Raw genomic sequence first — 23,833 nt, forward strand, 5'->3', positions numbered from 1 at the left:
TTAGGCCCTTGCCTCCAAGCACCGCAAGGCCGGAGCCGCCTGGCCCGGTTTGGGTGTTTTCCTGGCTCAGGTTTGCCTTTGGTGGGTCTTGCTGGGAACCGGCCGTCTGTCGCCTACTTTTCTGTCGCCTGCTTTGATCTATCGCCGCCACCCTTTCAGGTGACACACTTCCAAGTGACGCTCCTCAGGCGGATGGAGTCGGACTCGTCGTGGAGGCCGACGGTTGCGTGGTGCAGCGCCGGCGGCAGCAATACGTCCAAAGGGCATCCAATCCCAGCCATCGGCCTGTCGGATGAACCAGGATGACGCATAAAGCCAGAGCTTCGATGACGTTTTTGTTGATGAAGATCGGATTCCCCTCGGTACCAGGTGGTAAGGGGAACCAGGGGAAAGGGGGGTAGGTCAGGTAAGTGAGCACCAGAAAGCCGATGGCACCGAGGCAAGCCAAGGGGGTGAACAAGCCCACCAGCAGCAAGGTTCCGATAACCACCAGAAACCACATGGTTACACGATCGAGAAGATCCCCACGACTCCGAGTCGGTGGCGGGGGCGTCCAGGCGTCACCGAGCAGTTCCTTCTTCAATTCCTCGACAAAGGCTTGAGCATCACGTGCCAGGTCGGACAGTGCATTGTAATAATCGCTCTGCAATTCGGTGACACGCTTCTGTTCAATTCCATAACCCTGACCCAATCCCAGGCGGAGTCGATCTTCTGCCTCTTGAAGGGCTTGCCGGAGGTGGTCCAAGTATGCGAGCCGCTGCGGTGCTGTCAGAGGCACCTCGTCATTGCCGATGAATTTGATGCGTGTAGGTCGAGGCTCCACGCCATGAACCCAACGCGCATAGGCTGCTTTGGCGGCTTGGACTCGTTCCCGGGCGATGGAACCGTAATTGTCCTGTTTCTTCCGGGCAGCGGTGCGGGCAGTTTCTGCCTTGCGCCGCACCTCAGCTTTCGCAGTGTCTGTAGTGGCTTGGGCCAGGCCGAGAGCTTCCTCTTTATCAGCGGCGGCCAACTCCCGCTCGGCTTCCTGGCGGACAGCCTCCTCCACTTGGGGCAAGAGCGCCTCCAGTTCTTCCGCTACAGCAGGCGGGCAGGCACCAGCTTGGTCCTCCAGGGAGGAACGCCGCAACAGGTCGGGATTGCTTACGGAAGAAAGCCGGACTCGTGCCGCAATCACCGCTTCCGGGTCCTCGAATTGACGCCGCATGAACGGTCCCAATGGCCCCGGCGCCGAGCGGAAATACGCCGCACTGCTGAACGGGCGGTTGGTTTCCGTCGGCCCGACATAATGCGAGTGGATTTTATGCAAGCCTTCAAAGAGAAAGTGCCAGCCGATAGCCAGACGCAGCGCCAGCAAGAAGAAAACACGCGGGGAGCCACGTTGGAACGCTGTGGCGACGACCAGGGCCAGCAGTAAACCGCCCAAACCCACATAAATCACAGGTAACGGAATCATGACACTCCTGTCCCTAATCCCGATTCGGCGCCGGGCGATGGGAGCGATGGAATAAACTCGCTCGCGGAACGTTGGCTTCCCTGAAAGAGTAGAGGGTGATGGGGATCCTGGCCGCTGGCATTTTCTGGCAGCACCACGAGGGTCACTTCGGGATATAAGCGTGTCAGGCGTTCGGCCCCGGCTGGGCCGAGGACAAAAGCTGCGGTGGACAAGGCATCCGCTTGGGCCGCCGTGGGAGCAATGGCAGTCGCACAAGCTACCCCCTTGGCGGGCCAGCCACAGCGGGGATCCAGAACATGTCCCAGTCTTTGCCCGCGGTACTCGAAATACTGAAAGGTGGCCGCACTTACTCCCAGAGCGGCATCCCGCAGGTACACTGTACCTAAATGGCAATGAGGGTCGTGAGGATGCCGCAAGCGGATGGGCCAGCCTCGCTCACAGGCCGGTGAGGTTCCCAGGGCGAGAATACTGCTACCCCCGCCGTGCAAGAGAGCCTGCGTGATCCCCCAATCCCGGCGCAAACACTCCCCGGCCTGGTCCAACGCATACCCCTTTCCCACAGACCCCAAGTTCAGCTCCAAACCCTGGCGGCGAAAGCGGATCAAGCGCCGTTCCGGGTCCAATACCAGGTGGCGCAGACCACTACACTGCATCGCATGAATGCGTTCTTCCGCCGAGGGGACACGACCCATGCGCCGGTAGAACCCCCACGCTTTGATCAGAGCACCACAAGCAATGTCGAACGCTCCGCCGCTAGCCAGCCCCCATTGGACACAGCGAACCAATAAGTCGAACAATCGGGACTCGACTTCGATGGCTTCTGTGGCCGCCGTTGCATTGATCCGCGAGACTTCGGAATCTTCGCGATAGACTGTAAGCTGAGCTTCCAGGGAGTCGATGGCGTCTAGAGCTGCTTCCGCCGCTTCCCACGGCGCCGGAGAATGACCGGCTGGCAAAGCAACCTCGAAGATGGTTGCCATTGCCCGACGTTGAAAGCGCAGGAGCAGGCATTCCTCGACGCCTTCCTCTGCGGCCTCCCACGGAGTCCCGGCCAGCATTTCCCACATCCGACCCGTCCTCGCAAGCGAGTAGTAACGGTGACCTCCACCAGCGGCCTTACCCGCTTGGTGAGCGCCTCACAGCGGTTTGACATTCAGAACGCTCACTCCCCTCAGTTTTCGCTGATCTGGTCGTGGATAATGGGTTCCAGATATTTCGTATTGCGTTCGATGGCGAGAACGATGGTCCGTTCTTCGACCCCATCCGCAGAAACAGCTACAGCCGGGATGATCTGCCGGCTATCAGGTAGGCTGAACTCCATCACAAAAGTTCCATCTGGCCGCAATTCGACGGGGTCATTTCCCAGAGTGAGATGAGCTTGCGGATCCGTTCGGCCAAAGACAATGAGCCGGGCATCCAAGTCAAAGTAGAACTTCTTGAGGTGATGAGGTGGCGTCGCGCCGCTGCCAAACGCGCTTTCCCGTGGCGAGCCGATGGGACGGCGAAACCGTTCCTCGAAGATGGCTTTAAGCTGGGGATGAGCAGCGCTTTCAAAGCCGGTGGACATGGCTGCGATTCGCTCCGCCTTGCGGGGGTCAGTTTCCCAGCCCGCATCGAGGGCTTCCGGCGTTCCAGCTTTGGGTGTGGTGACGACATTGGAGCGCGCCAAGACAAAGAATTCCCCCCGCCGGGACATATAGCCGATGTCGACGCGATAAGTTCGGGGCGGTTGCGACACGTGAATATACCAGTTGTGGCCATCCTCTTCCACCGGAATATCCTGGAGCGGCGTTTCGTAGGTGCTCGTGGTGTCCTGACTGGTGACATCCCAGAGGCGGATGGTGAGTTTGGCTCCGTACCAGTCTTGCTTCAAGGCCGCCTCCGCTCGCTGCACAGACTGAGCTGATAACTCCCACATGACGTGCAGCCAGTAAGGATCATTGACTGTCAGAATAACCCGATCTTTGGCTGGCGGAGTGCTGACGCGGGGCGGTACTGCCACCGTAGCCGATGCGATTCCACCGCTGCTAGGTCGGGAAACCACTGCTGCCAACTTGCTCCCCCCGCCGCCTACCAGGTCGACGGCTTGTCCTTTGTCAACCCCGCCAGTTGGGGACGCAGTTTTTTTCATCTTGCCAGCGGTGGATTGCGCTGGTTCCCGGCTCTTTTCTCCTGCTGGGGCAAGTGTTTTGCCAAGGCGCGGGGGAGCAGCAGTCTCTGGAACACGGTCATTTGTTGCAGTCTTCTTACCGCTCCTGGAAGCAGGAGCCGGGGTAGATTTGTGGCGAGATGCCACTCGGCGGCTCTTGGCGCTTGCCGTACTAGCTGAACCGGCACCTGACGCACGCCGCTGGGACGAGGAAGTTCGGCGAGGTGTGGTGACTTTGGCTGCGGACTTGACTGTAACCCGTCCTTTTTTACTACCCCCCGTAACTTTCAGAAGGGCTGCCACGAGGGCCGTCTTCGTCATCGTTTCCCAGCCGCGGATTCCCCGGCGGCGAGCCATCCGCTCCAACTCTACCTTCGGACGGCGCGACAACGGCGTTGCTTTGCTCATCGACTTTCATCTCCCGTCCGCTTGTCTCACCAGCGGCTTATCAAACTCCCATCCCTGTGCCTCCACTTCAACCCGCGTTCTCCCCCGCGGAACCCGACACGCCGTTCCTCTTCAAAATATCAGTATATCGATGATTTATCTAAACTCAAGGAACTCAACATATTACGGAGTAAAGCTTCAACAGTCTTGGTGATTCCTGGGTGGCCCCCTGCTCCATTAAACACCCCTAACTCCCTTGACTTGCATGACATTATAACAACTTGGACGTGTCATGGCATCCTGCTGTCTGATGACTTTTCCTATTCCGGTTTCGTGATCCCTCCCTTACCACCCCACCATCTGCGAATATCCGCCCACCCTTTGCTAACCCTCTGTCCCGTCCGGATTGCTGCGGAGCCAACTTGTGTGGCCAATAAGGCTGCTCCCTGCGGCAACCTGCTGTGCTCCACTTTAGCCTCGGTCTGGGTTGTGATAGGGCCTGAAATTCCAGTTATTCTGAAGTTTCCGGTATGGCGGATGTCGGTTGCTCCGACTCTTCAGCAGGCGGGCTGGAGTGAGGGGAAGGTTCCGAAGCGGCATTGGACTCTAAGTTCGGCGGGACCGGAGTTGTCGATTCTTCCGACTCCTTGGCAGCCCCCTACGTCCCTTCCCTCGATTCGAAATGAGTTTGTGCGGCGCTGTCGAGCCACTCTTGGGGGCACTCCATGTCCTTGATTCGAATAATCATCAAAGTGACGTCGTCGTTCCTTAAATTTTTTCGTCCTTGTTCCTCCTGAATCCTCTTCTCAAACTCGTCAAAGTTACTGATCTTTTGGATTTGCGAGATGATTTCCGGCTCGCTTTTCTGAACGCGGAGGAACCAGCATGCCAGAGCGTCGGTCATCAGCCAAAACTCATCCCCCTCTTGACACGTTATCTCGATTGGCGAACGGTCCGAAGATGGGTTGTTGTGAGGATCACCCTGATCCGGGCATACACTTTGCCGTGTACTGATGAGTACAGGTGAGGAATTGAAGGCGCCGGGGTCGTCCAAGGGAAACGCTCGGGACAATCCGTCGCCACGAATGTGGAAGAGACAACAATCCCCTACAGCGTTGGCACGGCAGCACCACTCTCCGCCCTGATGTGAAAACTCGACGCCCAGAAAAGTGGCATGAGCACCCCAACGTAACCCCTCCTCGAGGTACCACTGGTCGCTTGTCGGTCTCTTATTGATTTGGTTGCGTTGCTGCTGATACCAGGCCTCATGGATTCGCTTGTCGTACACTTCTCCTGGTGAGGAAAAATGCCCCTGGACATACGCCTGGACCAGATGCTCCGCCCACGATTTCGCCCACGTGCTTTCCGTGGCTCCATCAGCTATGGCCGCCCGAAAGGTGTCTTCTGACCGAAGTTGAACCTCGCAATGTTGGAAATGATCCCCCCCTTGATCCCCCTCTGATGGGACCTGCTCGTCCTGAGAACAGCCATCGCTCCCTGCCCGATCACTTTTCTTGGGGTGGAAGGCGAAAGCATCCTCGTATTCTGCCTTGGTATTTCCCGTCTTGGGCAGCCAATATACTCGTACTTCCAATTTCATAGGCCCGGAAAAGTAGGAGGAGATTAGCGCATCTGGCGGTCCACTCGCGTACCAATATCCAGAAATTGGGCGATGGCGACGGCATCAGCATTGAAAACGTAACCACGAGAGCCTTCTTGGGCCGGCAGTTTGCGCTCCTGAGCTGCGGCGACAAACATTGGCGGCATCACACTCGACATCCGGTAGAGCATCCGAGCCGCATCATCTGGCAGTCCCGCGTCCGTCACGGGATACTGGATCGGCTTGGCGTTACTGGACGAGATGTGCAGGTTGAACAGCAGCACCTGGCCATCATTGGTGAATAACTCACGGATGGATTGGGCGTCTTGCTCGGGGTTGCCGTCGGTCGGTTCCCCATCGGTCAGATTAAGCACAACCGGCGGGAAAGAGTCGGGATGCTCTTTGCAAAATCTCTCCACGATGTAGTAAGCTTGTCTCATCGCTTCTGTCATCGGAGTCGAGCCGCTCGCGACAGGCTCCAAGAAAACCGCGAACTTGTAAGGTTCTTCGTAAATGCCGCCTGCTCCATCCGGCGACCTTTTCATTCGCTCTTCGACACGGATTGGATGCTCCGCAATTTTACTGATGGGAATCAGGTCATCTGAATGGTTTGCCAACTCACCTCCCAAGGCTCGCCCAACGTGAGCACCGTATCCCAGCACGGCAATGTGAAAGTAGTCCCGCACTCCTTCGGCCTTGGCGCAGCGCAAGATCAGATTCTGGAAGATGCGATTGACGACATCGGCGACATATTCGGCTTTACTCCGGTTTTCAAAACCAGGGCAGGGGTCACTCATAGAGCCGGATTGATCAATCATAAACAAAAAGCAGGTGGGATTTCGGCGGCTGACTTCGGCGCTGTAGGGCATCGGCAATCTCCCGCTACTTCCCGTTGTATCTACATCCTCTATCGATTCTAACTCAACGAATGGCTAATGGAAGAGCAAAAGGTTGGGAAAACACTACAACCCTCAGGGATAATGTTGGTTTTGGTCCGGTGGAAAACGACGCCGCCGCTGGGTGGAGGAAGCTCTTTCATCTCCAGGTATGCACAGTGTTGAATACCAACCCAAAGGCGATCAGGAAACGGACTGTTGGGTTCGCATAGGATTAGGATAAGAGAGTCGTCAGGGACGACCTATTCTCCTGTTGAGTCTGGGGCGGGCAATGTCAGCGATGAGCGGAGACGGTGGCGTTTGGCCTGGCGGCATCAGAGGGCTGGTGATTGAAATGTTCGGCTTAGGGGAATGAGGGGAAGATAAAGGCGGAAAAAGAAACGGCGGCGGGACTGCTTGCAAGGAGCCGGACGAGTGGTTAGTCTGGAGTCACTTAGAAGGAGATTGACCGGTGCGTCCCCAGGAGAGCACTATGGCGGGGGAGATGGATTGGAGCGAGGAGTTCTTTCAGGTCCGTCGCCACGGCGATGTGGCGGTGATTGTGCCATCTGCCCAAGTGGAACACCTGGCTGAGACTCTATTGGAGCCGGCTGCCCAAATGGTCCTGGAACCTTTGCGCCGGGATCCGCCGGGACATATTGTGGTGGACTTGTCGGATGTGTCGTATTTCGGCTCTTCGTTCATCACCTTTCTCTTGCGCTGCCATGAGATTGTCAAGCCGCGGGGTAGCGAGTTGGTGCTCGCGGGGGTGAATCCCCGGATTCGGGAGCTGTTGCAAACCACGGCTCTGGACATGCTCTGGGCGATCTACGCTACGCCGCAGGAAGCCCTGGCTTCGCTCGGCGGCTCCTATTGATTAGCCGTCGCTGGACGGCTGTTGTTGTTGAGGATAGAGATCATTTCCCGGCTGCCTGCAACTCGCGCAGGTTTTCTTCCAAGGCGGCAATTTGCCTTGTCAGGTCATGGAGCAATTCTCGTTGTTGCTGCACGATCTCCGGCGGCGCATTCTGGACAAATTTGTCGTTGGCCAACTTGGACTGGACCGTCTCGCACGCCTTGCGTTTTTCGGCCAGTTGTTTTTCGAGCCGGCGTACTTCAGCCGCCAGATCGATCAGACCGGCGAGGGGGACATACGCCTCAAATTGGGGGTGAACGATGCTGCCAGCCAATGAGGGTTTCTGGGTTGCCGCCCCCGCTTGTAATTGGCCGATACCTGCCAAGGGAGCCAAAAAGCTTGCTACCGACTGGAGGTCCTCCGCCGTTTGTTCACTGCATTTGACGAATACATCGATTTTTGTCCGTTCGTCCATTTGATAACGGCCTCGAAGTTCGCGGATTCCCCGAACCAAGTCTTGTAGCAAGGCAAAACGTTGTTCCACTTGAGGATCGATCCATTGAGGCGGCAGTAGCGGCCAGCGGGCGATCACGACGCTTTCCTCAGCGGGGGAGGGGGCCGGTAAGCCCCGGTGAGGGGCGACCTGACCCAGGGCCTGCCATAGCGACTCGGCGACGAACGGCATGATCGGTTGCACCAGGCGCAAAATGGCATCGAGAACACCTACAAGCACTCGCTGAACCAAAGGACGTGATGCTTCTTCTTTCAGCCTTCCTTTAGATAATTCGATGTACCAGTCGCAGAACTCGGACCAGATGAAGTCGTAGAGGAGGCGGCTGACTTCGCTGAAGCGGTAGGCTTCGAGAGCGGCAGTAACATCCTGAGCCGTCCGGCTTAAGCGGGAGAGAATCCAGCGGTCTTCTGTGGGCAAATCGGACCAGGTCAGCAGGGCCGGGGAGTAGCCCTCCAGATTCAGGAGCAGGAAGCGGGTGGCATTCCAGAGTTTGTTGGCGAAGTTGCGTCCAACTTCAAAGCGATCAGAGCCTTGTTTGGCGGTAGGCAGCTCCGGGTCGTCGGAAGGCCAGGGGCCGCCGGGACGGAAGGGCTTTTTACACTGCGGGCAGGTGATTTTCCGCGTGCGCATGTACATATGTTCTTGTCGCACAGGAATCTGGGCCTGGCAGTGCGGGCAGATGTTGACCACCGGCATCCGGCTATCCTGTGTCTCTGTTGCCAAATGGACCATGCCGTAACGCAGGGCATCCACTCCGTAGATGTCAATAACGTCGAGGGGATCGACGCCGTTGCCTTTGGTCTTGCTCATGGTTTCCCCAAAACCGTCGAGCACCTTGGGGTGAATGTAAACGTGGTGGAAAGGTACTTCCCCGACGTTGTAGAGGCTGGCCAGTACCATCCGTGCCACCCACAGGGTGATGATGTCCCGGCTGGTGACCAGGACGGAGGTGGGGTAGTAGTACGGCCGCAATTGCTGCCAGTCCGGGGCGACACGATCGGGCCGGTCTTCCGGCAATGCAGGACCGGGCCAGCCGAGGGTACTGTGGGGCCACAAAGCCGAAGAAAACCAGGTGTCCAGTACGTCTTCGTCCTGGCGGATGGAGACACCCGGGCCGAACATGCTCGTGTCGATGTCCTGACGAGAACAAACCAGCCACTCTTCCCGTTCCGCATCATAGTGTGCCACCAGATCAGGTCCTTCGGCGGCGCGGATAGCGTCCTCCGGCCCGCGCACATACCACACGGGAATCCGATGCCCCCACCACAGTTGGCGGCTGATACACCAGTCCCGCTTCTCCGCTAGCCAGGATAGATAACCTTCCTTGTATCGTTCGGGGAAGAAACGGACTTTGCCGCTCGTCACTGCATCAATTGCTAGTTGGGCCAAACCAGGCTTGCCATCGTCGCGGTCTCCCATGCGGATGAACCACTGGTCGGAAAGATACGGTTCGATGGGTGTCTTGCTGCGGTCGCTGTATTTCAAGGGGATGAGCCGCTCTTCGCATCCTTCGTAAAAGCCCAATTCTTGCATCTTGCGGATAACTGCCTCGCGGGCGGCATAGCGGTCCATGCCGGCAAACTCGCCGCCATTCTCGTTGAGGGTGCCATCGGGGTTGAGGATGTTGATCATTCCGATTTCCGGATGGCGCTGCCAGCAGGCGTAGTCATTCGGGTCATGGGCGGGGGTGACCTTCACGCAGCCGGTTCCCAGCTTCGGATCCGCGAGAATCGCGTCGGCGATGATGGGAATGCGCCGGCCGTTGAGAGGGATGATTGCCGTTTTGCCGATCAGATGTTGATAGCGGGGATCGGCAGGATGGACACAGACAGCGGTGTCGCCCAACATGGTTTCGGGGCGGGTCGTGCTGAAGCGGATATAGGTGTCGGGCATCCCCTCTACGGGATATTTGAACGTCCAGAAGAAGCCGGGGGTTTCTTCGGTGTAGGTTTCATCATCGGCAACTGAGGTTTGCAGTTGCGTATCCCAGTTAACCAGGCGCTTACCGCGGTAGATGTAACCGTCCCGAAACATGCGAAAGAAGGTTTCCCGCACCGCACGGGCGCAGACAGGGTCCAATGTGAATCGGGTCCGGCGGTAGTCGCAGCTTGCGCCCATCTGTTGCAACTGGGCCAGAATACGAGCCTCGTACTTGTCCTTCCACGCCCAGATGCGTTGCACGAGCGCCTCGCGGCCCAAGTCATGCCGGGTCTTTTTCTCTTGCTGGTAGATGAGGCGTTCCACGACCGACTGGGTAGCAATCCCGGCGTGATCTGTGCCAGGAATCCACAAGGCGTTATACCCTTGCATGCGACGCCAGCGGATCAACACATCCTGAAGCGTGTTATTCAGAGCATGCCCCATGTGCAGGGCACCCGTGACATTCGGGGGAGGAATCACGATGGTGAAGGCTGGCCGCTGCGGATCGGGATCGCTGTGAAAATATCCCCGTTCCTCCCAGAAACGCAGCCACTGCTGCTGGGCCAGTTTCGGATCGTAGGCTTTGGGTAACTCCATGGCCATATCTGCGCTTGCTCCTGCTCTGAACTCAGAGAAAAACATCCGACGGATTAGACATCCGAACCGCCCGCTGGGTGATCGCGCCCGGCGCCTTCAGTTTCGCTATCTTTGAACAGCTTGTATTCAATGCTGTCCACGAGGGCCAACCAACTGGCTTCGATGATGTTTTCGCTCACGCCTACGGTCCCCCAGACATCGGTGGCATCGCGGGATTCGATGACGACGCGGACGCGGGCGGCTGTACCTTCCCGAGCGTTGACCACACGCACCTTGTAATCGACCAGTTGCATCTCCTGCAAGCGGGGATAGGCGGGAGTCAGCGCTTTCCGCAACGCTCCGTCCAAGGCATTGACCGGACCATCGCCTTCGCTGACCGTATGGGCAATCTGATCTCCGATGCGGACCTTGACCGTTGCCTCTGTCACGGGTGCGCGTTCGCTGTCATGTTCGATGTTGACCCGGTAAGCCAAGCGTTCAAACCAGGGGCGGTATAATCCCGCCGCTTTCTTGACGAGCAGGTCGAAGGAGGCCTCCGCCGCTTCGAACTCGTACCCCGCATTTTCCAGGTCCTGCACCTGATTGAGTATCTGCGTCAACAGGGCCTTGTCATGATGCAGGCGGTATTTCATGGTTTTGGTCAGAATGGTCGAATGGCCGGATAACTCAGAGACCAGAATGCGCCGTTCATTGCCGACCATTTCGGGCCGGATGTGTTCGTAAGTGGCTGGATCGCGGTTGACGGCATGTGTGTGCATTCCTCCTTTGTGGGCAAAGGCGCTGCTGCCGACAAAGGGTTGATTGGAACGGAAATTCATATTAGCCAACTCGTACACATAGCGGGAGATTTCCGTGAGTCGCTGTAAACTCGACGGTTGCAACACCTCGTAACCGTACTTCAGAGCTAAATTGGCAATGATGCTGATCAGGTCAGCATTGCCGCAGCGTTCGCCAAGGCCGTTGATAGTCCCCTGCACCTGCGTGGCTCCCGCTCGGACGGCGGCGAGGGAATTGGCCACGGCCAAATCGCAATCATTGTGGCAGTGAATGCCGATGGCACAGGGAAGCGCTCGTCGCACGGCGGCCACCGCCTCGGCGATCATCTCCGGCATCGTTCCTCCGTTGGTGTCACACAGGATGATGGTGGATGCACCACCCTCTGCCGCCGCTTGCACCGTTTTCAAGGCATAATCGGGATTGGCCTTCCAGCCGTCGAAGAAATGCTCGGCATCGTAAAACACCTCCCGGCCCTGACGCCGGCAATACCGAACCGAATCCTCGATCATGCGCAGGTTCTCATCTAAAGTCGTTCCGAGGACGTGAGTGACGTGATAATCCCACGTTTTGCCGACCAGAGTGACCACAGCAGTCCCGGCGCCCAAAAGCGCTCGCAGGCCGGTATCGTCCTCCACCGCGGTGTGTTTCTTACGCGTCATGCCAAAGGCCACGACACGGGCATGGCGTAACGTCAACTCCTGAACGGCTTGGAAATACTCGGCATCCTTCGGATTGGAAAGCGGATACCCTCCCTCAATGTAATCGATACCGAACTCGTCCAATCGGCGCGTGAGCAAGAGCTTATCCTGAAGGGAGAAATTGACGCCTTCTCCCTGACTCCCATCACGCAATGTTGTGTCGTATATAACGATCCGCATATCCCGCTTCTCCTGGTCCCTTCTTCCAGAGCGAGAGTCTGACACTCACGAAAAAACCCCGGCGATGTTCACCGGGGTCGTTGTCATTCTGGTATCACCTTGGCGGCCCTGTCCGACCCCGCTCCCTCACCCAACGCCGGCAATCACGACCACGTGGCGCGCTCCCCGCGCCGCGGCAATGGCGATTCCAACGGCCTGATGAGTGATCTTCGGCACCGGACAGTTCCTCCGCTTCTCTGGCATACTAGCACAACAGCCCCGCTTGTCCAGTTCCGACTTCTCGTTGAGTCTCCCATTCCGCCGCACAGGACCTGCCGCAGTTGTGACTTTCCATTCCTTCCTGCACCACTCGATCCCCCCTCCTTACGTCTCACGCTTTGGGTCGGTTGAGCCTCCGCGGTTCCCATATACTGTAAATATGAACCATAAATCGGCAGAAGTCAAATCCATTTCTGGAAATTTTTTCCGCTCCGTTAGGTGCGAAGAAAAACGTGTTCTTTCCTGCTAGTATTCCCTGTCCAGCCTCTCGTCGATTTTGTTGGGGAGACCTCGCCGTGACGGGACGCACCGGAAGGCTGCGTAAGGAAACCAGAAGGCTGCTAGAGGAGGAGGAATGGAGGGGCGGTGCCACAGGGACGATGGCAAGAAACCTACAAAAAATCATCGCCCGTGTGGGAGGTAGGCAAAAAGGGCGATTCCCACACGGGCGGCGTTCCGTAGGCGAACCGGAACTTTATTTCCACTCTAGCGATAATTTGGGCTTACCAAAACTCTTTTTATCGCGTTTTTTGAGTTTCTGTGTTGTTCCCCTGCTGCCAATAGAGCTTACCGCAATCCGTGTGCCATAACCCCTCGACATTGTCTCAATTCGCTGCAACTTCTTCCGCAACAAAAAGTTATTTGTAATTGCACTCCATTCGTTTCTCGGACTTATGCGCATTCCATAGCTGTCTGTTTTTTCGACATTTCCCCGACATCTGTCGAAAAATTCGCCGAAAAAATTCTTGACTTCTTCCCGTCGACCGCTATTATGCTAATAGACCGGTTGCGATCTCTGAGCTGAATGGGCGACGGTTCAGGGGTCAGCGACCGGTCGCCTTTTTTGTTACCCCACGACCTCTCCTCACGTTCCTTGGGTGTCTTGTTACCGCAGGAGAGACATCTAAACAATTCCCTCCTTCTTTGGGCCGTAACATCTGGGATACATCACACGACATAATGTGGACATGAGCCTGGCCTACTGGGCTTTCACCTAGGCAGCATGCCTCAGGGAGAATACGAGTCCGATGTAGAAAGTTACCAGAAGTATTTTTCTTAGGCGGCATCGACTGCCTTACCTCGGTTCCAATAAGGCTAGGTCTTCCTGTATCCCCCTGACAATTCATGCTCTTATTGGTCGTTAGATTCCAGCTCAAAGTTCCACGGAAGTGCAAATTTTCCAAGAAGATCGATTATGCTGAGACAATAATTTGGTACCCAACGGGCCTCTTCACCACAGAAAACAGGACTGATACCGTTTTCCTCCCGATGCGGTGAGGTGTGTAACTCCCTTTCCCATCAACCGAATGATTCTCGCAACGGTGTTTCTGTATGGGGCATGGGAGTAATCGCGGAAACCAGGGAGGGGTGGGAATTGGCTGGGTTAGAGTTCCCAACCCCCACGCTGTCCTTGCGCCATCTCCGGCACGTCTGGCTCAACTTACCGCGATCGCCCGCGAGAGGACCTGCAAGCCGTTCCCCAAGCGGGCTACCAAACGGTAACGTCCCGGCTGGGACAGCACCAGGTCGCCAAACGTCGCCAAGCGTTAGCACTCGTCCGCTTGACCAGCATCCCGGCCCGCTGCCCGATAGCAACCTGAGCCGCACCGCCACATTCGGCAGCCGTACCGCATTCCCAAACTGATCCCGCAACTGCACCTGCAGCCGGAACCGCTGGTCCACACTCACCGTCGCCGGCGGCTGAATCTTGAACACCAACTGGCCCAAGGGTCCCGGATCGTTCACCAATGAGAAGCTGGCGTTGAGACTTCCCACGGTTGCCGTGACAGTGTAGCTGCCCGCCACGGTATTGGTACTGGCATTCCCTGAGGCTTGGCCGTTAGCATCCGTCGTCACCGTGATGGTGCTGTTGCCACTAAATAAGGACTGGCCCCATTGCTGGGAGCGGTGAAGGTGGCAGAGACACCTTCCATCGGCTCACCGAACTGATCCAACACCTGAACCACTAAGGGAGTGCCGAAGGAGTTGCTCACCGTCGTGCTTTGATTGTTGCCATTGGTAATGGTCAGCGTGGTCGTGATCGCCGTTCGCCACAACTCTGTTCCGTGGCTTCCATCATCGGCACAGAAAAACAGCGTTCCGTTCACGTTGATCAAGTTCCGGGGGTTGGCGCTGCCGCTGGGATTGATGTCGACCATGCGATAGGTGCCCACCGTCGTCCCATCCGTCCGCCACAGTTCCCGATCCCCACTGGCATCCGTCGCAGCAAAGTAAATGACGCCGTTGACCTCGGTGAAGTAGGCTGGCTAGGACGCTCCCGAACCGGTGGCGATGTCTTGGATCACTCTCACCCCTAGGACCGACGGTGTGGTGCGATCTTCCAATGCTTCGAAATGCAGGGTCGTTGCCCGCCGGAGGGTGCGAGCAGAACGGGCGGAAAACAACCAACGCCTCCAAGAGAGGGAAGCCGCGACTTCATGACGAAACTCCAGGGGAGATGGGGGGAAATGATAGGATTCTGCGCTGCGCACCACGGATAGGGGAGTGCAGCTACCTGCGATGTGAAGGGCAGGTTCCAAGCGGTCAACTCCAAAACCCAGGAATTGACCATTGTGGGAGATAGGGAATGTGGAAAATCGGACTTAGGGATCAGACTACTACCGCTTCGGAAGTATGGGTGGGGGTAGCAGGGGTAGCGGGGTTTCCCTAAGGCGGGGTTCAGTGGGGAAGGGGGCGGCGAGAGTTTTCTGTTTAGCTTTCCCCCTTGACCTAACCGAGGGTTGTGCGTAACAAGATATAGAGTTTCTTACGGGATGTCTCCCTTACGGCCCTATCGTCTAGTGGTCTAGGACGTAGCCCTCTCAAGGCTAAAACTCGGGTTCGAATCCCGATAGGGTCAACTTTTGACTTGGCACCGTACTGCACGATGATGCAACACGATGCGTAACATCCTCAATTCCAAGCTCTTGCGACTCCCTGCGCCATATAGCACACTGTACTTCCGTATTCTGCTGTGCCGCAAACTGTGCCGCCTGTGTGCCGCTTTCTGTGCCGCCTGACAAGATGGGAGTATGGAGACAAGATGCCGATCTTGTCGGCGGTGGGACCGCTCCCAGCGGACCGCCCCACTGGCGGGCGAGGTCGAAGTGGGCATCCGTGACCTGGAGATAGTGATCTTGGGCTACCGCCGCCGTATTCCCCAGCCACTCACAGACAACGTGATCCGGAAAAGTGTTGGCCAGGTCCGTCTGAGCCGAGGCCCGCAGGTTGTGCCACAGGCGCGGCCAGGGCCGGATTCCCGCCCGCTTGAGCATCCGCAGGAAGTGTGTCCGCAGATTCACGCTCCCCCAGAAGCCCCTATCCGCCGCCTTGGCACTCTCCCGCTGCCGCAAGTGGTGAAAGATGTAGATGCTCCCCTCCGGGGCTTGATCCCAGACTTCCTGGAGATACGGCAGCACTTGCGGTAGAATCGGCACCACCCGAAAGCCCTTGCCGCTCCGCTCAGTTTTCGGACTGGGGACTCGGAGGCGCTGTTTCTCCCAATCCACACAGTCCCACGTGAGAGAGAATGGCTCACTCGGCACTCGCAAGCCCAAGTAGCGAGCAAGAGCCAGGAGCAAGCGCCACTCCGCCGATGGGGCTTGTTCCCGGATCAGCCGCTCTATTACGTCAGCGGGAACATAAGCCTGGCGATCCCGATTGCGGGCCTCCGGTCGCTTGATCCCCGCGAAGGGACTCTCTGCAATCAGTTTCTGACGCACGGCGTCGGCAAAGATGCTGCGACAATGCCCTAGTCGCCGATGCACCGTCGCCGGAGCCAGGGCCTTGGGCTTTTTGGGTTGCCGCGGCGAACGTCCCCCCGCCAGCAGCCATTTGCGAAAGTCGTCAGCCTGACCTGCTGTGATGGAATCGATCCGGCAATCCTCCCCGAAGTAAGTTAGCAGATTCCGGACAGTCTGAGCAATCACGCCCCGACTGGCCTCTTTGACGTGCGTGTGCCGCTCCAGATAGGACTGGAGAAACTCCCCCAGCGTCATGCACTTCGGCGCTTCGACAAGCCCCAGCTTCACCAGCTTCTCGCGCAGCTCGCCATGCAATTCCTTCAGCCACGTTGCCGTGTCTGGGGGAATTGGCAAGCCGCGAACCTGAGCCGCGAGTAAAGCTTCGATATGGATAGCGATAGCTTGAGCTGTTCGCTTGTCGCACTTGCCCAGCCGCACCGTTTTCCGCTTCCCATCGCGCGGGTCAAGGAACAGGATGCGCTTGCGACCGTTGGCATCATTCCCAATGCTGGCCATAGGTGCCTCCGAAAACACAGAGTACCACGGGAAGGAAGGGGGAACAAGCCGGGGCGAGGGGATTATTTTTTCCGGCGCGGGAGGCGATCCGAAAGATGAAAAGTGTTGATCAACTCCCGCATCCGCTGGAGCCAGCCCTCCAGCCACTCTTTCTCGTGCCACTGGTAATACAAGCACTCGACCTCCAGGTCACCCCGAATCCCCCGCCGGTTGGCGGCCTGCCACATGGCCAGGTCAAAATCAGCCAGCGCCTCCCTGAGTTGGAACCAACGGTCGCGGCACTTTTGCACGTCGGCTGCTGGCGGGGCGTCAGCCGCGGCGGCGAGCCATTGGAGCCATTCGGGGTGGGCATGCAGGCGGCGCGCCGCTTCCAGCAACTCCCCTTCCAGCCCCCATTCACTCTCCACTGGCGTTTGCCGCACTTTCGACAAAACGCCTGCGGCCAGCAACTTCCGAATCACGGGAACGGCTTCGGTTTTGTTCAACGGCTTCGTCATGGGAACCTCCTACATGTTAGTAACACACTGATAAGGGTACACACATACAAACCTCCCAGGGGGTCAGATGGCCAAAATTCGCTTATATATAGGGAATTTTGGCCATCTGGTCCGGCAAACCCGTGGATTTCCAGGGTTTTCCTCTTTTGGAATTCTGGCCACCTGACCCAGATGGCCAAAATTCCGAGTCTCACAGTCGCAGCATGTATGTAGAGGGTTCAACATCTTTTGTTCCAGTTAGTTATTGATCGAAAAGCTGGGCTACGGCTTCGGGGGCGGGCTTCCACCCTGGCAGCGCCCATACCCACCCGTTCGCCATCTGGCGGGGGCGGATTCCCAGCCGAGCCTTGGCGCGATGTAGTGTTTTCTGAGCGATCCCGGCCGCGCGGGCCTGAGCGAAAATGTCACGTGCCGAAAGCGGCCCGCGGCGCAGGACAACCTCCAGGAATTCCGTGGCTTCCTGAAGCTCTGTTGGGGGACGGCCAGGCTGGGCTTCCTCTTTGGCAGCCCGTTGCTCGGCCAGGATTACGTCCGCGGTCCGCTCTGGCGGCAGCTGCCCGCCCCAGGCCAGAACCGGGGGCGTGCCGGTAATGCGGAACTCCAGGCCAGGCGCGGGGCGCGCGAGATTCATTTTTCCACTGGCCAGGACCCGCTCCCCATCGTGGGGTTTCTCCCCCGGCAGGACGTGCCACACAGCCCGTGCCAATGCGGTAAAGGCGACCGAGCCGAGCACCTGGGAATCGGCTGCATCGGCGGCGGCCTTGCGGAGGTGGGCGACGACCAAAATCGCCAGGTTTTTCTCTTTCGCCAGCTCGGCCAGGGGCGAAAGTGCCGCCCTCACCGCGTTATCGCGGAAGGCATCGGTTTGAGCGCCCAGGTGATTCCCAATAGGGTCGATGATCAGCAAACGACAGTCCGGCGTGCGGTCGATGATACGGGCGGCCCTCTCCACCTCGAAAGTGTCCAGCGGGGTCGTGACGGCCCGGACCCTGTTCACGTCCGCACCAGCGGCCCGCAAGCGGGGCTTCAGGACGCGGGCGGCGTCATCCTCCAGGTTGACGATGACGACCCCGCCCTGCGGCGCAACGCCGGAACCGTCGGGCCAAGGGCTGCCGGTGGTGATCCGGCCCGCGATGTCCAGCGCCAGTAGCGATTTCCCCAGCCCCTGGCGGCCTGCGAGGAGGGAGACGAAACCCAGGGGGAAGCGATCTGGCCACAGCCAGTCCACTTCCCGCTCTTGGAGCTCAGCCAGGCACACGTCTCCATCATCCGCGGGCGCAGGCAGATGTCCCGGCCGCCACCGCGCCGCGGACCTCAAAATGTCCTCCACCTCGCTTTCGGGCAGCGGCGGTGTGCATCGCGTCCGGTTCTCTGTGATGAGGGCCGCCCGGATTGCCTCCAGGGACATCCCCTTGTCGCGTAGCTTCCCCGCAAGCGCGACAAGGGTCGTTTTCCGCCGCCCTTCGGGGATGCGGGCCCCCTCCGACCCAGCGGTGATGTGACCGTTAGCCGTGCCGTTGAGCGCCGCCCCGTTGACACTGACAGACACGGCGGCGACTGGGGCGGGCGGTCGGGGTTGTTCGGCCAACCGTTCCAGGAGCCAGACTGGTGGTTCCGGCAGTTCGTCACACGGCGGCGGCTTGCGGAGCCACTCGTAGCGGCCGTTTGCGGTGCGGGACGGCGGGGTGACAATATGCCCTCCAACGGCACGCACGTCCACCCCCTCCCCCAACTGTCCAGCGGAGCAGCGGATCTCCGCCAACTCCTGGGTGGCGAAGTACAAATGCAGGCCCCCGCGAGGCGAGCGCACCACCGCACCCGCTCGGTCCTGAAGCTCCTGATTGAGCGGTCCGTCATCCGGCCAGCCTAATCCGGCGGGCGCGTCAAGATCGATGACGATGAGATGGGAGGTAGAGATACCAACGTTCGCATCGGGCCGCCGAGACCACCACTCGCGGATCGTCTTTGGCTCAGTGCTCGCGATCTTGTAACCTCCCTGCAACAGGGGAACCTTCTCTCCGGGCCGCAGGGGAAGGACGGCGTATCCCAGCTCGGCCAGTTCCAGGGCCGCTTGAAGGAGTTCACTCACTGCCGGCGCCTCCTTTCGCTTGTCCCTTCAACTGCTCGCGAATCCAGGCATCAAGAGCTTCGATGGAGTACAAGACCCGGCTGTATTTCGGGTTTCCGGTCCCAAGCCTTACACAGGGGATCGGACCACGGGGACATGTAAGTTGCCAAAGCAGACGTGAGGAAATACCGAGGTAGTTTGCGGCTTCCCTTACTGATAACAGTGCCCGTTCCATAGATCCTCCATTGTTTCTAACACCAGGATGCCGGCACAAGCAACTGTGCGCTTCCGTAGTTAGTAATAGCGCCTACTTGAGAAATTGATCGTATTTCCCGGAGGGATTTATGGAAAAAGTGGGAAATGATATAAAAAACGACGAATACTTCACATTTTTTTTCGTTCATGAAGCAGTTTTTAGTCAGTTTTAGCTACCTGTGATGCTGTTTTTTGTAATTTTCGATAAAGAAAGTGGATTTATTCAGTTTTAGTAATCTATGGAGTTGCTGCTTGAAATTGCAAAGTTTGGCATATCATCGCATCTCGGTCTTTGTTAGGCAGGAATAGATCGCTTAGCAGTCCTCTGAGTGGGACTAGAACTGCTAAACATTCGCCAGAAGTGGCAGGGGCGCTATCCACTTGGGAGTGGTCCTACCGCCGCCCAAAAAACCAACCGACCAGCTCCCCTTGCGGAACACTGGCCGGTCTGAGCTGCTTCTCAGGCTTGATTCCCGCGATCAAGCCCACTACGTGCTAGCCCTACTGACACAATCGGAAAAAGCGGCTACAAGCATTGTAACACCCACCCGCTGATGGCGCTAGGCCGGCGGCCAGGCCCAGCCCCCGTCCCGTCCCAAGCCAGACCCCCTGTGGGCCACTGCCCGGACACTCTCAGGCCGCCCCTGCGGTGGTGCGCCTCCCGCTATGTCAGCCAATAAAAGAGGGCGGCTGCTGGAGTGCAACCGCCCCGGAGGTGAGGTTGGCCATCCGTGACGACAAGTCGCGGAATCCACCCCTATCCTATCCCGTCCCCACCGCTCGGCGCAAGCCTAGTAGGGTGGCATTGTCAATTTTCCTACTTCCTGCTATCTTTTTGCTCCGTTTGACGATGGAAACACCTGACCATCAGGAAGCCTGTTCCCATAAGCTTGCGCAGTCAAGAGCAAAACTGGAATAGGAACGGCCGATAAGTCGTCGGCCTGAGCCATAGTCTATCCCGATAGATAAAGAGCGGGATCGACTCTAGAGGTGATTACTGGGCTTGTCCCAGAATCTGACGGATTTGCTCCACAGTGACCTTGTGCCCTTGCTCAGCGAGTAGCTGCGCAATCTTCTCCGGGGCCATCTTCAGAGCTGCCAAGCCAGTGACGGCAGTTACCACTGCATCCTTCTCCGCAGCGGCACGGGCCACCTCTTCTGGAGCGGCCACCTCGAAGGCTGCTTTTCTCAGTTCCGGTGCTACTTGGGCAACCTTGTCGGCTCCCTTCTTCACCACAGCGTCGGCGATTTCCTTCTCGCTGGCCACCTCGAAGGCTGCTTTTCTCAGTTCCGGCACCATTTCCATCAGTCTCCTAGCGAGTTCTGGGCTGTCTTTCAGATACCGTTTGATGGCTTCGGCAAACCGCTCGGCACCCATCGCGGCCACCTCCCTGGCCACCCGGTCGCTGAGCCGCTTGTACTCCTGCTCCTTGAGAAACTCTTGATAGCGCCGATAGAGGTCTTCATCCTCCATTACGGCCTGGAGCGCTTGCCGCAGCCGCTCCTGCGCCGATTGTACCCTATCCTTGTCCCACCCGACAAGCTAGAGCCTTCAACTTCCCGCTCAGTCACGGAAGCCTTGCTCTCCCGTCAGGAACGCCTGAATCTGTTCCCAGTCCCTAAGCCGCTGGGAGCGGTCCCACCGCTGGGAGCGGTCCCAGCGCTAGGAGCAGTCCCACCGCTGGGAGCGGTCCCACCCTTGGCGGAACCAGCCGGAGCGGAAGCCAAGCCCCGCAGGAGGGCCTCGATGCCCTGCGATGGGGGGGCGGCAAACAATCCCAGGGACGACAGCGCCCCCCGCCGCCGCAGTTTCTCTACCAACCCCAACGGCCCCAGCCCCTGAAGTGACCGCCGCCGCACCGGCCTCCGCTGGGAACCGTCCCGCCGCTGGGAGCGGTCCCACCGCTGGGAGCGGTCCCACCGCTTTGGAACCTGACGCAGCAAGGCCACCGCCGCCTCCAAACGCACCTCATGCTTGTCCGAAGCCAGGAGCAACTTCAGAGTGTTCAGGGCTTGGATCGCCGCCTGCTTCACCTCCCCCCGCACCCACTCCATCATCTGCTGCCGCTGCGCCTCCAACGCTGCCCGAAAGGCGGGGTCAGCCATCCGTCGCTCCACGGTCCGCACACTGCACTTGGCCAGGCGGGCAGCGGCCTGCTGGGTCTGGCCAGCGGCCAGGGCGGTGAGGAGCAACTCATCGACGGGACGGCGGGGGCGGGGCATGGGGGCAAGCTCCTGAACCGGGCGGCGGTGTCTAAGGCATTCTACCCTGGTTCTGGCGGGTTGTGGCGGATTATGACGGGGGGAAGTGCCACCCTTGCATCGTGGGGGCGGGGGAGGGGTTGGACTAGCAGAGCAGGTCCACCTCTGTGGCGATGATCCAGGCGAAGCGTTGGCGGACCTCTGGGGACACTTCCTCATCGCGGACATACTTCCTGCATTCCGCTCCGCTGCCGAAGCCGTCGGGGAACGTGAGGCCGTCCTCGGTCACCAGGGCGAAGCCCCAGATGGAGTCATCACGTTTTTGGAGCCAGTAAGTGCCCTTGCTGTCGCGGACAAAGATAGGTCGGTTCACGGTTCTCTCTCCCATGTGTTCCGTTCCGCTGGCTGGCTTTCGGACCGTCCGAGAGCCTGGATCAGGGTAGTCAGCAGAGTGCGGATACTCTCGCTGAGCGTTGGCCACAGAGCGGCTAGTCCTTCTAGGTCAGATGGCAGACTGGTAAAAACTGTCGGATGCTCTGCCATCCCTTGTCTACTAGTGGACGTACATGTAGACAGTCGTTGATCTACATCTTGTAGATGCTCGCCTGACTGTACTGGCTTTGCTGTGCCGGAAAGTGTGCCGCTTTGGGGGTGAGAAGTGCGAAAAACAAGAGGATTTTGGGCTAAATCGAATCCCGATAGGGTCAGTGACATTAGGCCACAACACCATTGAGTGGTATGTGTTGCGGCCTTATATTCCCCGCCCCAATCCTTCTAAGGGATATGTTACTCCCTGACCACCCCTATCCGCCCCTAACTGCGCTGCCCTCTGCGTCATCCCCGCACAACTAGGACGCCTCTCTTTTCCAAGATGTCGGCCTGGGCTAAGTGTGGTAGTCTGCAACACGGAGATTGTACAGCTTCTCCTGCCGATACTACCTCTGCTAACGCCGACGCCTGTGGATCTTTCGCGCCCCCTCAGGAAGCTCGAAAAGAAAACCCACCACCTTCGATGCAGACACAATCGCCTGACAAGCAACAGAAAGTTGCACCAATATCAGTGGCGTGTCGAACTTGCCGAAACGAAGTACACCCGTTTGGCGATCAGGTGTCGTGTAGACAGCAAACTCTGGTGGGATCATAAAATTGCTGTTTTCGATATCAGGATTCGCTAGGGTGAGCGATCCCTCCTGTACCGCCGCTGGCAAGATGGGAAGCTCATCGGATTCCTACAACTTTCTCGGTATCCCAATTTCTACACTCGCCAGCATGCCATGTGAGTTGAAATCGGGAATGATTATGTTGTCTATATTTACACCGTAGGGACACGGTGGCAGAATCAGACTATCGAGGGTTACGTAGTCTGTTTCTCGGTCGTAACGAGGAAAAAGAGCTCCTTCCAACCAGGGCGGAGTAATCTCTACAATGATATTTTCAATAGTGTGAAGCTTCCTCCGTGCCATCTTATCCTCCCGGTCGCCAACGTATCGGTTGCCATAGGTTGCTCTAAGTTGTTCGAAATGGCCTTCTCCTAATAGTGCAATGTTGAATGTTGAAACGACGTAAGATATCAAGTAGACGATCACTCACAACTAAATCATGACGTTTTGTTAAACCAGCATCGTCAATACCTGGATTACCATATATCTTCATCCAATAATAATTCGGCAACTTCAAGTCTGGATAAAATTCTGCAAACTGTTCATCTGTAGTAATCTCTACATCATCAAATCGATAACCAGTCCCTTGAAACTGCTCTAATGCCTTACGCAATCTCTCTGTAACAATAAAGCAAGGATGTATCTCAAGGATGTCATCATCTAACAATACATAAAACAAACATTCTAACTTCACAACTTTGTAGGGTGGGTCTGTTGAATAGTCTAGAATGGTTTTCTCGCCCAATTCACCTGGTACTCCAGGCTCGATGATGTAATATGTGGTCATAGGAATCTCCGAGGTGGTAGGAATAGATGGTCAACCCAGCGATCGAGCAGATCGGCATAATGCTCTATCATGTCTCTTGTTGCATTCGGATATTTTTTATAGAACCTGTACTAGGCTTTAGCTAAGAAGGATAAATGTAATGTCTGATTTATCTCTTTTGGAATACTACGTAGGTTAGAAAGTGCATGAGTTTCCATCTCCGTAAATCGACCAGGATACTTTTTTAGTACAGCCTGGGGAATAGCATGGTGAACCCATACTCTTCCTCGCAATTCTGGATAGGCTGTAAAGAAAGTGTCGTTATAGGTATTATGCGCCCAGACGCTGAAGCCCCATGC

The 23,833-nt window shown here is 57.6% G+C and carries 18 protein-coding genes, 1 tRNA gene and 1 pseudogene; 2 read left to right on the top strand and 18 right to left on the bottom strand.

Translation table 11 applies throughout. The features are described from left to right. Positions 1-184: 184 nt before the first annotated feature. The 5 genes from H0921_RS14130 to H0921_RS14150 form a co-directional block, all read right to left on the bottom strand. The gene (locus H0921_RS14130; protein ID WP_194539158.1) at positions 185-1,456 is read right to left on the bottom strand and encodes a DoxX family protein; all 1,272 of its coding nucleotides are present in this window, start codon (positions 1,454-1,456) and stop codon (positions 185-187) included. Next, entirely contained in the window at positions 1,453-2,523 is a 1,071-nt protein-coding gene (locus H0921_RS14135) for an FAD:protein FMN transferase (protein ID WP_194539159.1), read from the bottom strand. The genes H0921_RS14130 and H0921_RS14135 overlap by 4 nt, the downstream gene beginning before the upstream one ends. A gap of 104 nt (positions 2,524-2,627) precedes the next feature. After that, positions 2,628-4,013 carry a DUF4912 domain-containing protein gene (locus tag H0921_RS14140; protein WP_194539160.1) on the bottom strand — a complete coding sequence of 462 codons (1,386 nt, stop codon included), beginning with the start codon at positions 4,011-4,013 and terminating at the stop codon, positions 2,628-2,630. A 637-nt stretch (positions 4,014-4,650) separates the two neighbouring features. Further along, a complete protein-coding gene (locus tag H0921_RS14145) occupies positions 4,651-5,280 on the bottom strand; it encodes a hypothetical protein (protein WP_194539161.1) in 630 nt (209 codons plus the stop codon). A 335-nt stretch (positions 5,281-5,615) separates the two neighbouring features. Next, entirely contained in the window at positions 5,616-6,461 is an 846-nt protein-coding gene (locus H0921_RS14150; protein ID WP_194539162.1) for a VWA domain-containing protein, read from the bottom strand. A gap of 499 nt (positions 6,462-6,960) precedes the next feature. Between H0921_RS14150 and H0921_RS14155 the strand changes: the two genes are divergently transcribed. Next, the gene (locus tag H0921_RS14155) at positions 6,961-7,344 is read left to right on the top strand and encodes an STAS domain-containing protein (protein WP_194539163.1); all 384 of its coding nucleotides are present in this window, start codon (positions 6,961-6,963) and stop codon (positions 7,342-7,344) included. A gap of 40 nt (positions 7,345-7,384) precedes the next feature. On the opposite strand, the gene H0921_RS14160 is transcribed toward H0921_RS14155, so the two are convergent. From H0921_RS14160 to H0921_RS14170, 3 genes are all read right to left on the bottom strand, one after another. Further along, positions 7,385-10,360, bottom strand: a complete 2,976-nt coding sequence (locus H0921_RS14160) for a valine--tRNA ligase (RefSeq protein ID WP_194539164.1) — start codon at positions 10,358-10,360, stop codon at positions 7,385-7,387. A gap of 47 nt (positions 10,361-10,407) precedes the next feature. Next, the gene (cimA, locus tag H0921_RS14165) at positions 10,408-12,009 is read right to left on the bottom strand and encodes a citramalate synthase (protein WP_194539165.1); all 1,602 of its coding nucleotides are present in this window, start codon (positions 12,007-12,009) and stop codon (positions 10,408-10,410) included. A gap of 2,111 nt (positions 12,010-14,120) precedes the next feature. Beyond that, a complete protein-coding gene (locus H0921_RS14170; RefSeq protein ID WP_194539166.1) occupies positions 14,121-14,441 on the bottom strand; it encodes a hypothetical protein in 321 nt (106 codons plus the stop codon). 613 nt (positions 14,442-15,054) lie between these two features. Here H0921_RS14170 and H0921_RS14175 point away from each other — a divergent pair. Next, a tRNA-Glu gene (locus tag H0921_RS14175) sits at positions 15,055-15,127 on the top strand. Here H0921_RS14175 and H0921_RS14180 read toward each other — a convergent pair. From H0921_RS14180 to H0921_RS18005, 10 genes and pseudogenes are all read right to left on the bottom strand, one after another. Further along, positions 15,096-16,526, bottom strand: a complete 1,431-nt coding sequence (locus H0921_RS14180) for a tyrosine-type recombinase/integrase (RefSeq protein ID WP_194539167.1) — start codon at positions 16,524-16,526, stop codon at positions 15,096-15,098. The genes H0921_RS14175 and H0921_RS14180 overlap by 32 nt on opposite strands. 62 nt (positions 16,527-16,588) lie before the next feature. After that, positions 16,589-17,023, bottom strand: coding sequence for a hypothetical protein (locus tag H0921_RS14185; protein ID WP_194539168.1), 435 nt, complete (start codon positions 17,021-17,023; stop codon positions 16,589-16,591). A 241-nt stretch (positions 17,024-17,264) separates the two neighbouring features. Then, positions 17,265-19,112, bottom strand: coding sequence for a bifunctional DNA primase/polymerase (locus tag H0921_RS14190; protein ID WP_194539169.1), 1,848 nt, complete (start codon positions 19,110-19,112; stop codon positions 17,265-17,267). After that, a complete protein-coding gene (locus H0921_RS18560) occupies positions 19,105-19,326 on the bottom strand; it encodes a helix-turn-helix domain-containing protein (RefSeq protein ID WP_194539170.1) in 222 nt (73 codons plus the stop codon). The genes H0921_RS14190 and H0921_RS18560 overlap by 8 nt, the downstream gene beginning before the upstream one ends. Before the next feature lie 1,014 nt (positions 19,327-20,340). Further along, positions 20,341-20,820, bottom strand: a complete 480-nt coding sequence (locus H0921_RS14200) for a hypothetical protein (protein ID WP_194539171.1) — start codon at positions 20,818-20,820, stop codon at positions 20,341-20,343. A 116-nt stretch (positions 20,821-20,936) separates the two neighbouring features. Beyond that, complete coding sequence (locus H0921_RS14205) at positions 20,937-21,569, bottom strand: hypothetical protein (protein WP_194539172.1); 633 nt, start codon at positions 21,567-21,569, stop codon at positions 20,937-20,939. A gap of 124 nt (positions 21,570-21,693) precedes the next feature. Further along, entirely contained in the window at positions 21,694-21,921 is a 228-nt protein-coding gene (locus H0921_RS14210; RefSeq protein WP_194539173.1) for a hypothetical protein, read from the bottom strand. A gap of 571 nt (positions 21,922-22,492) precedes the next feature. Beyond that, the gene (locus H0921_RS14215) at positions 22,493-22,756 is read right to left on the bottom strand and encodes a hypothetical protein (RefSeq protein ID WP_194539174.1); all 264 of its coding nucleotides are present in this window, start codon (positions 22,754-22,756) and stop codon (positions 22,493-22,495) included. 298 nt (positions 22,757-23,054) lie between these two features. Then, entirely contained in the window at positions 23,055-23,495 is a 441-nt protein-coding gene (locus H0921_RS14220) for a hypothetical protein (protein WP_194539175.1), read from the bottom strand. 110 nt (positions 23,496-23,605) lie between these two features. Next, a pseudogene (locus H0921_RS18005) lies at positions 23,606-23,833 on the bottom strand (DUF4157 domain-containing protein); the annotation flags it as partial.

This window comes from Thermogemmata fonticola, assembly GCF_013694095.1.
Taxonomy (GTDB): domain Bacteria; phylum Planctomycetota; class Planctomycetia; order Gemmatales; family Gemmataceae; genus Thermogemmata; species Thermogemmata fonticola.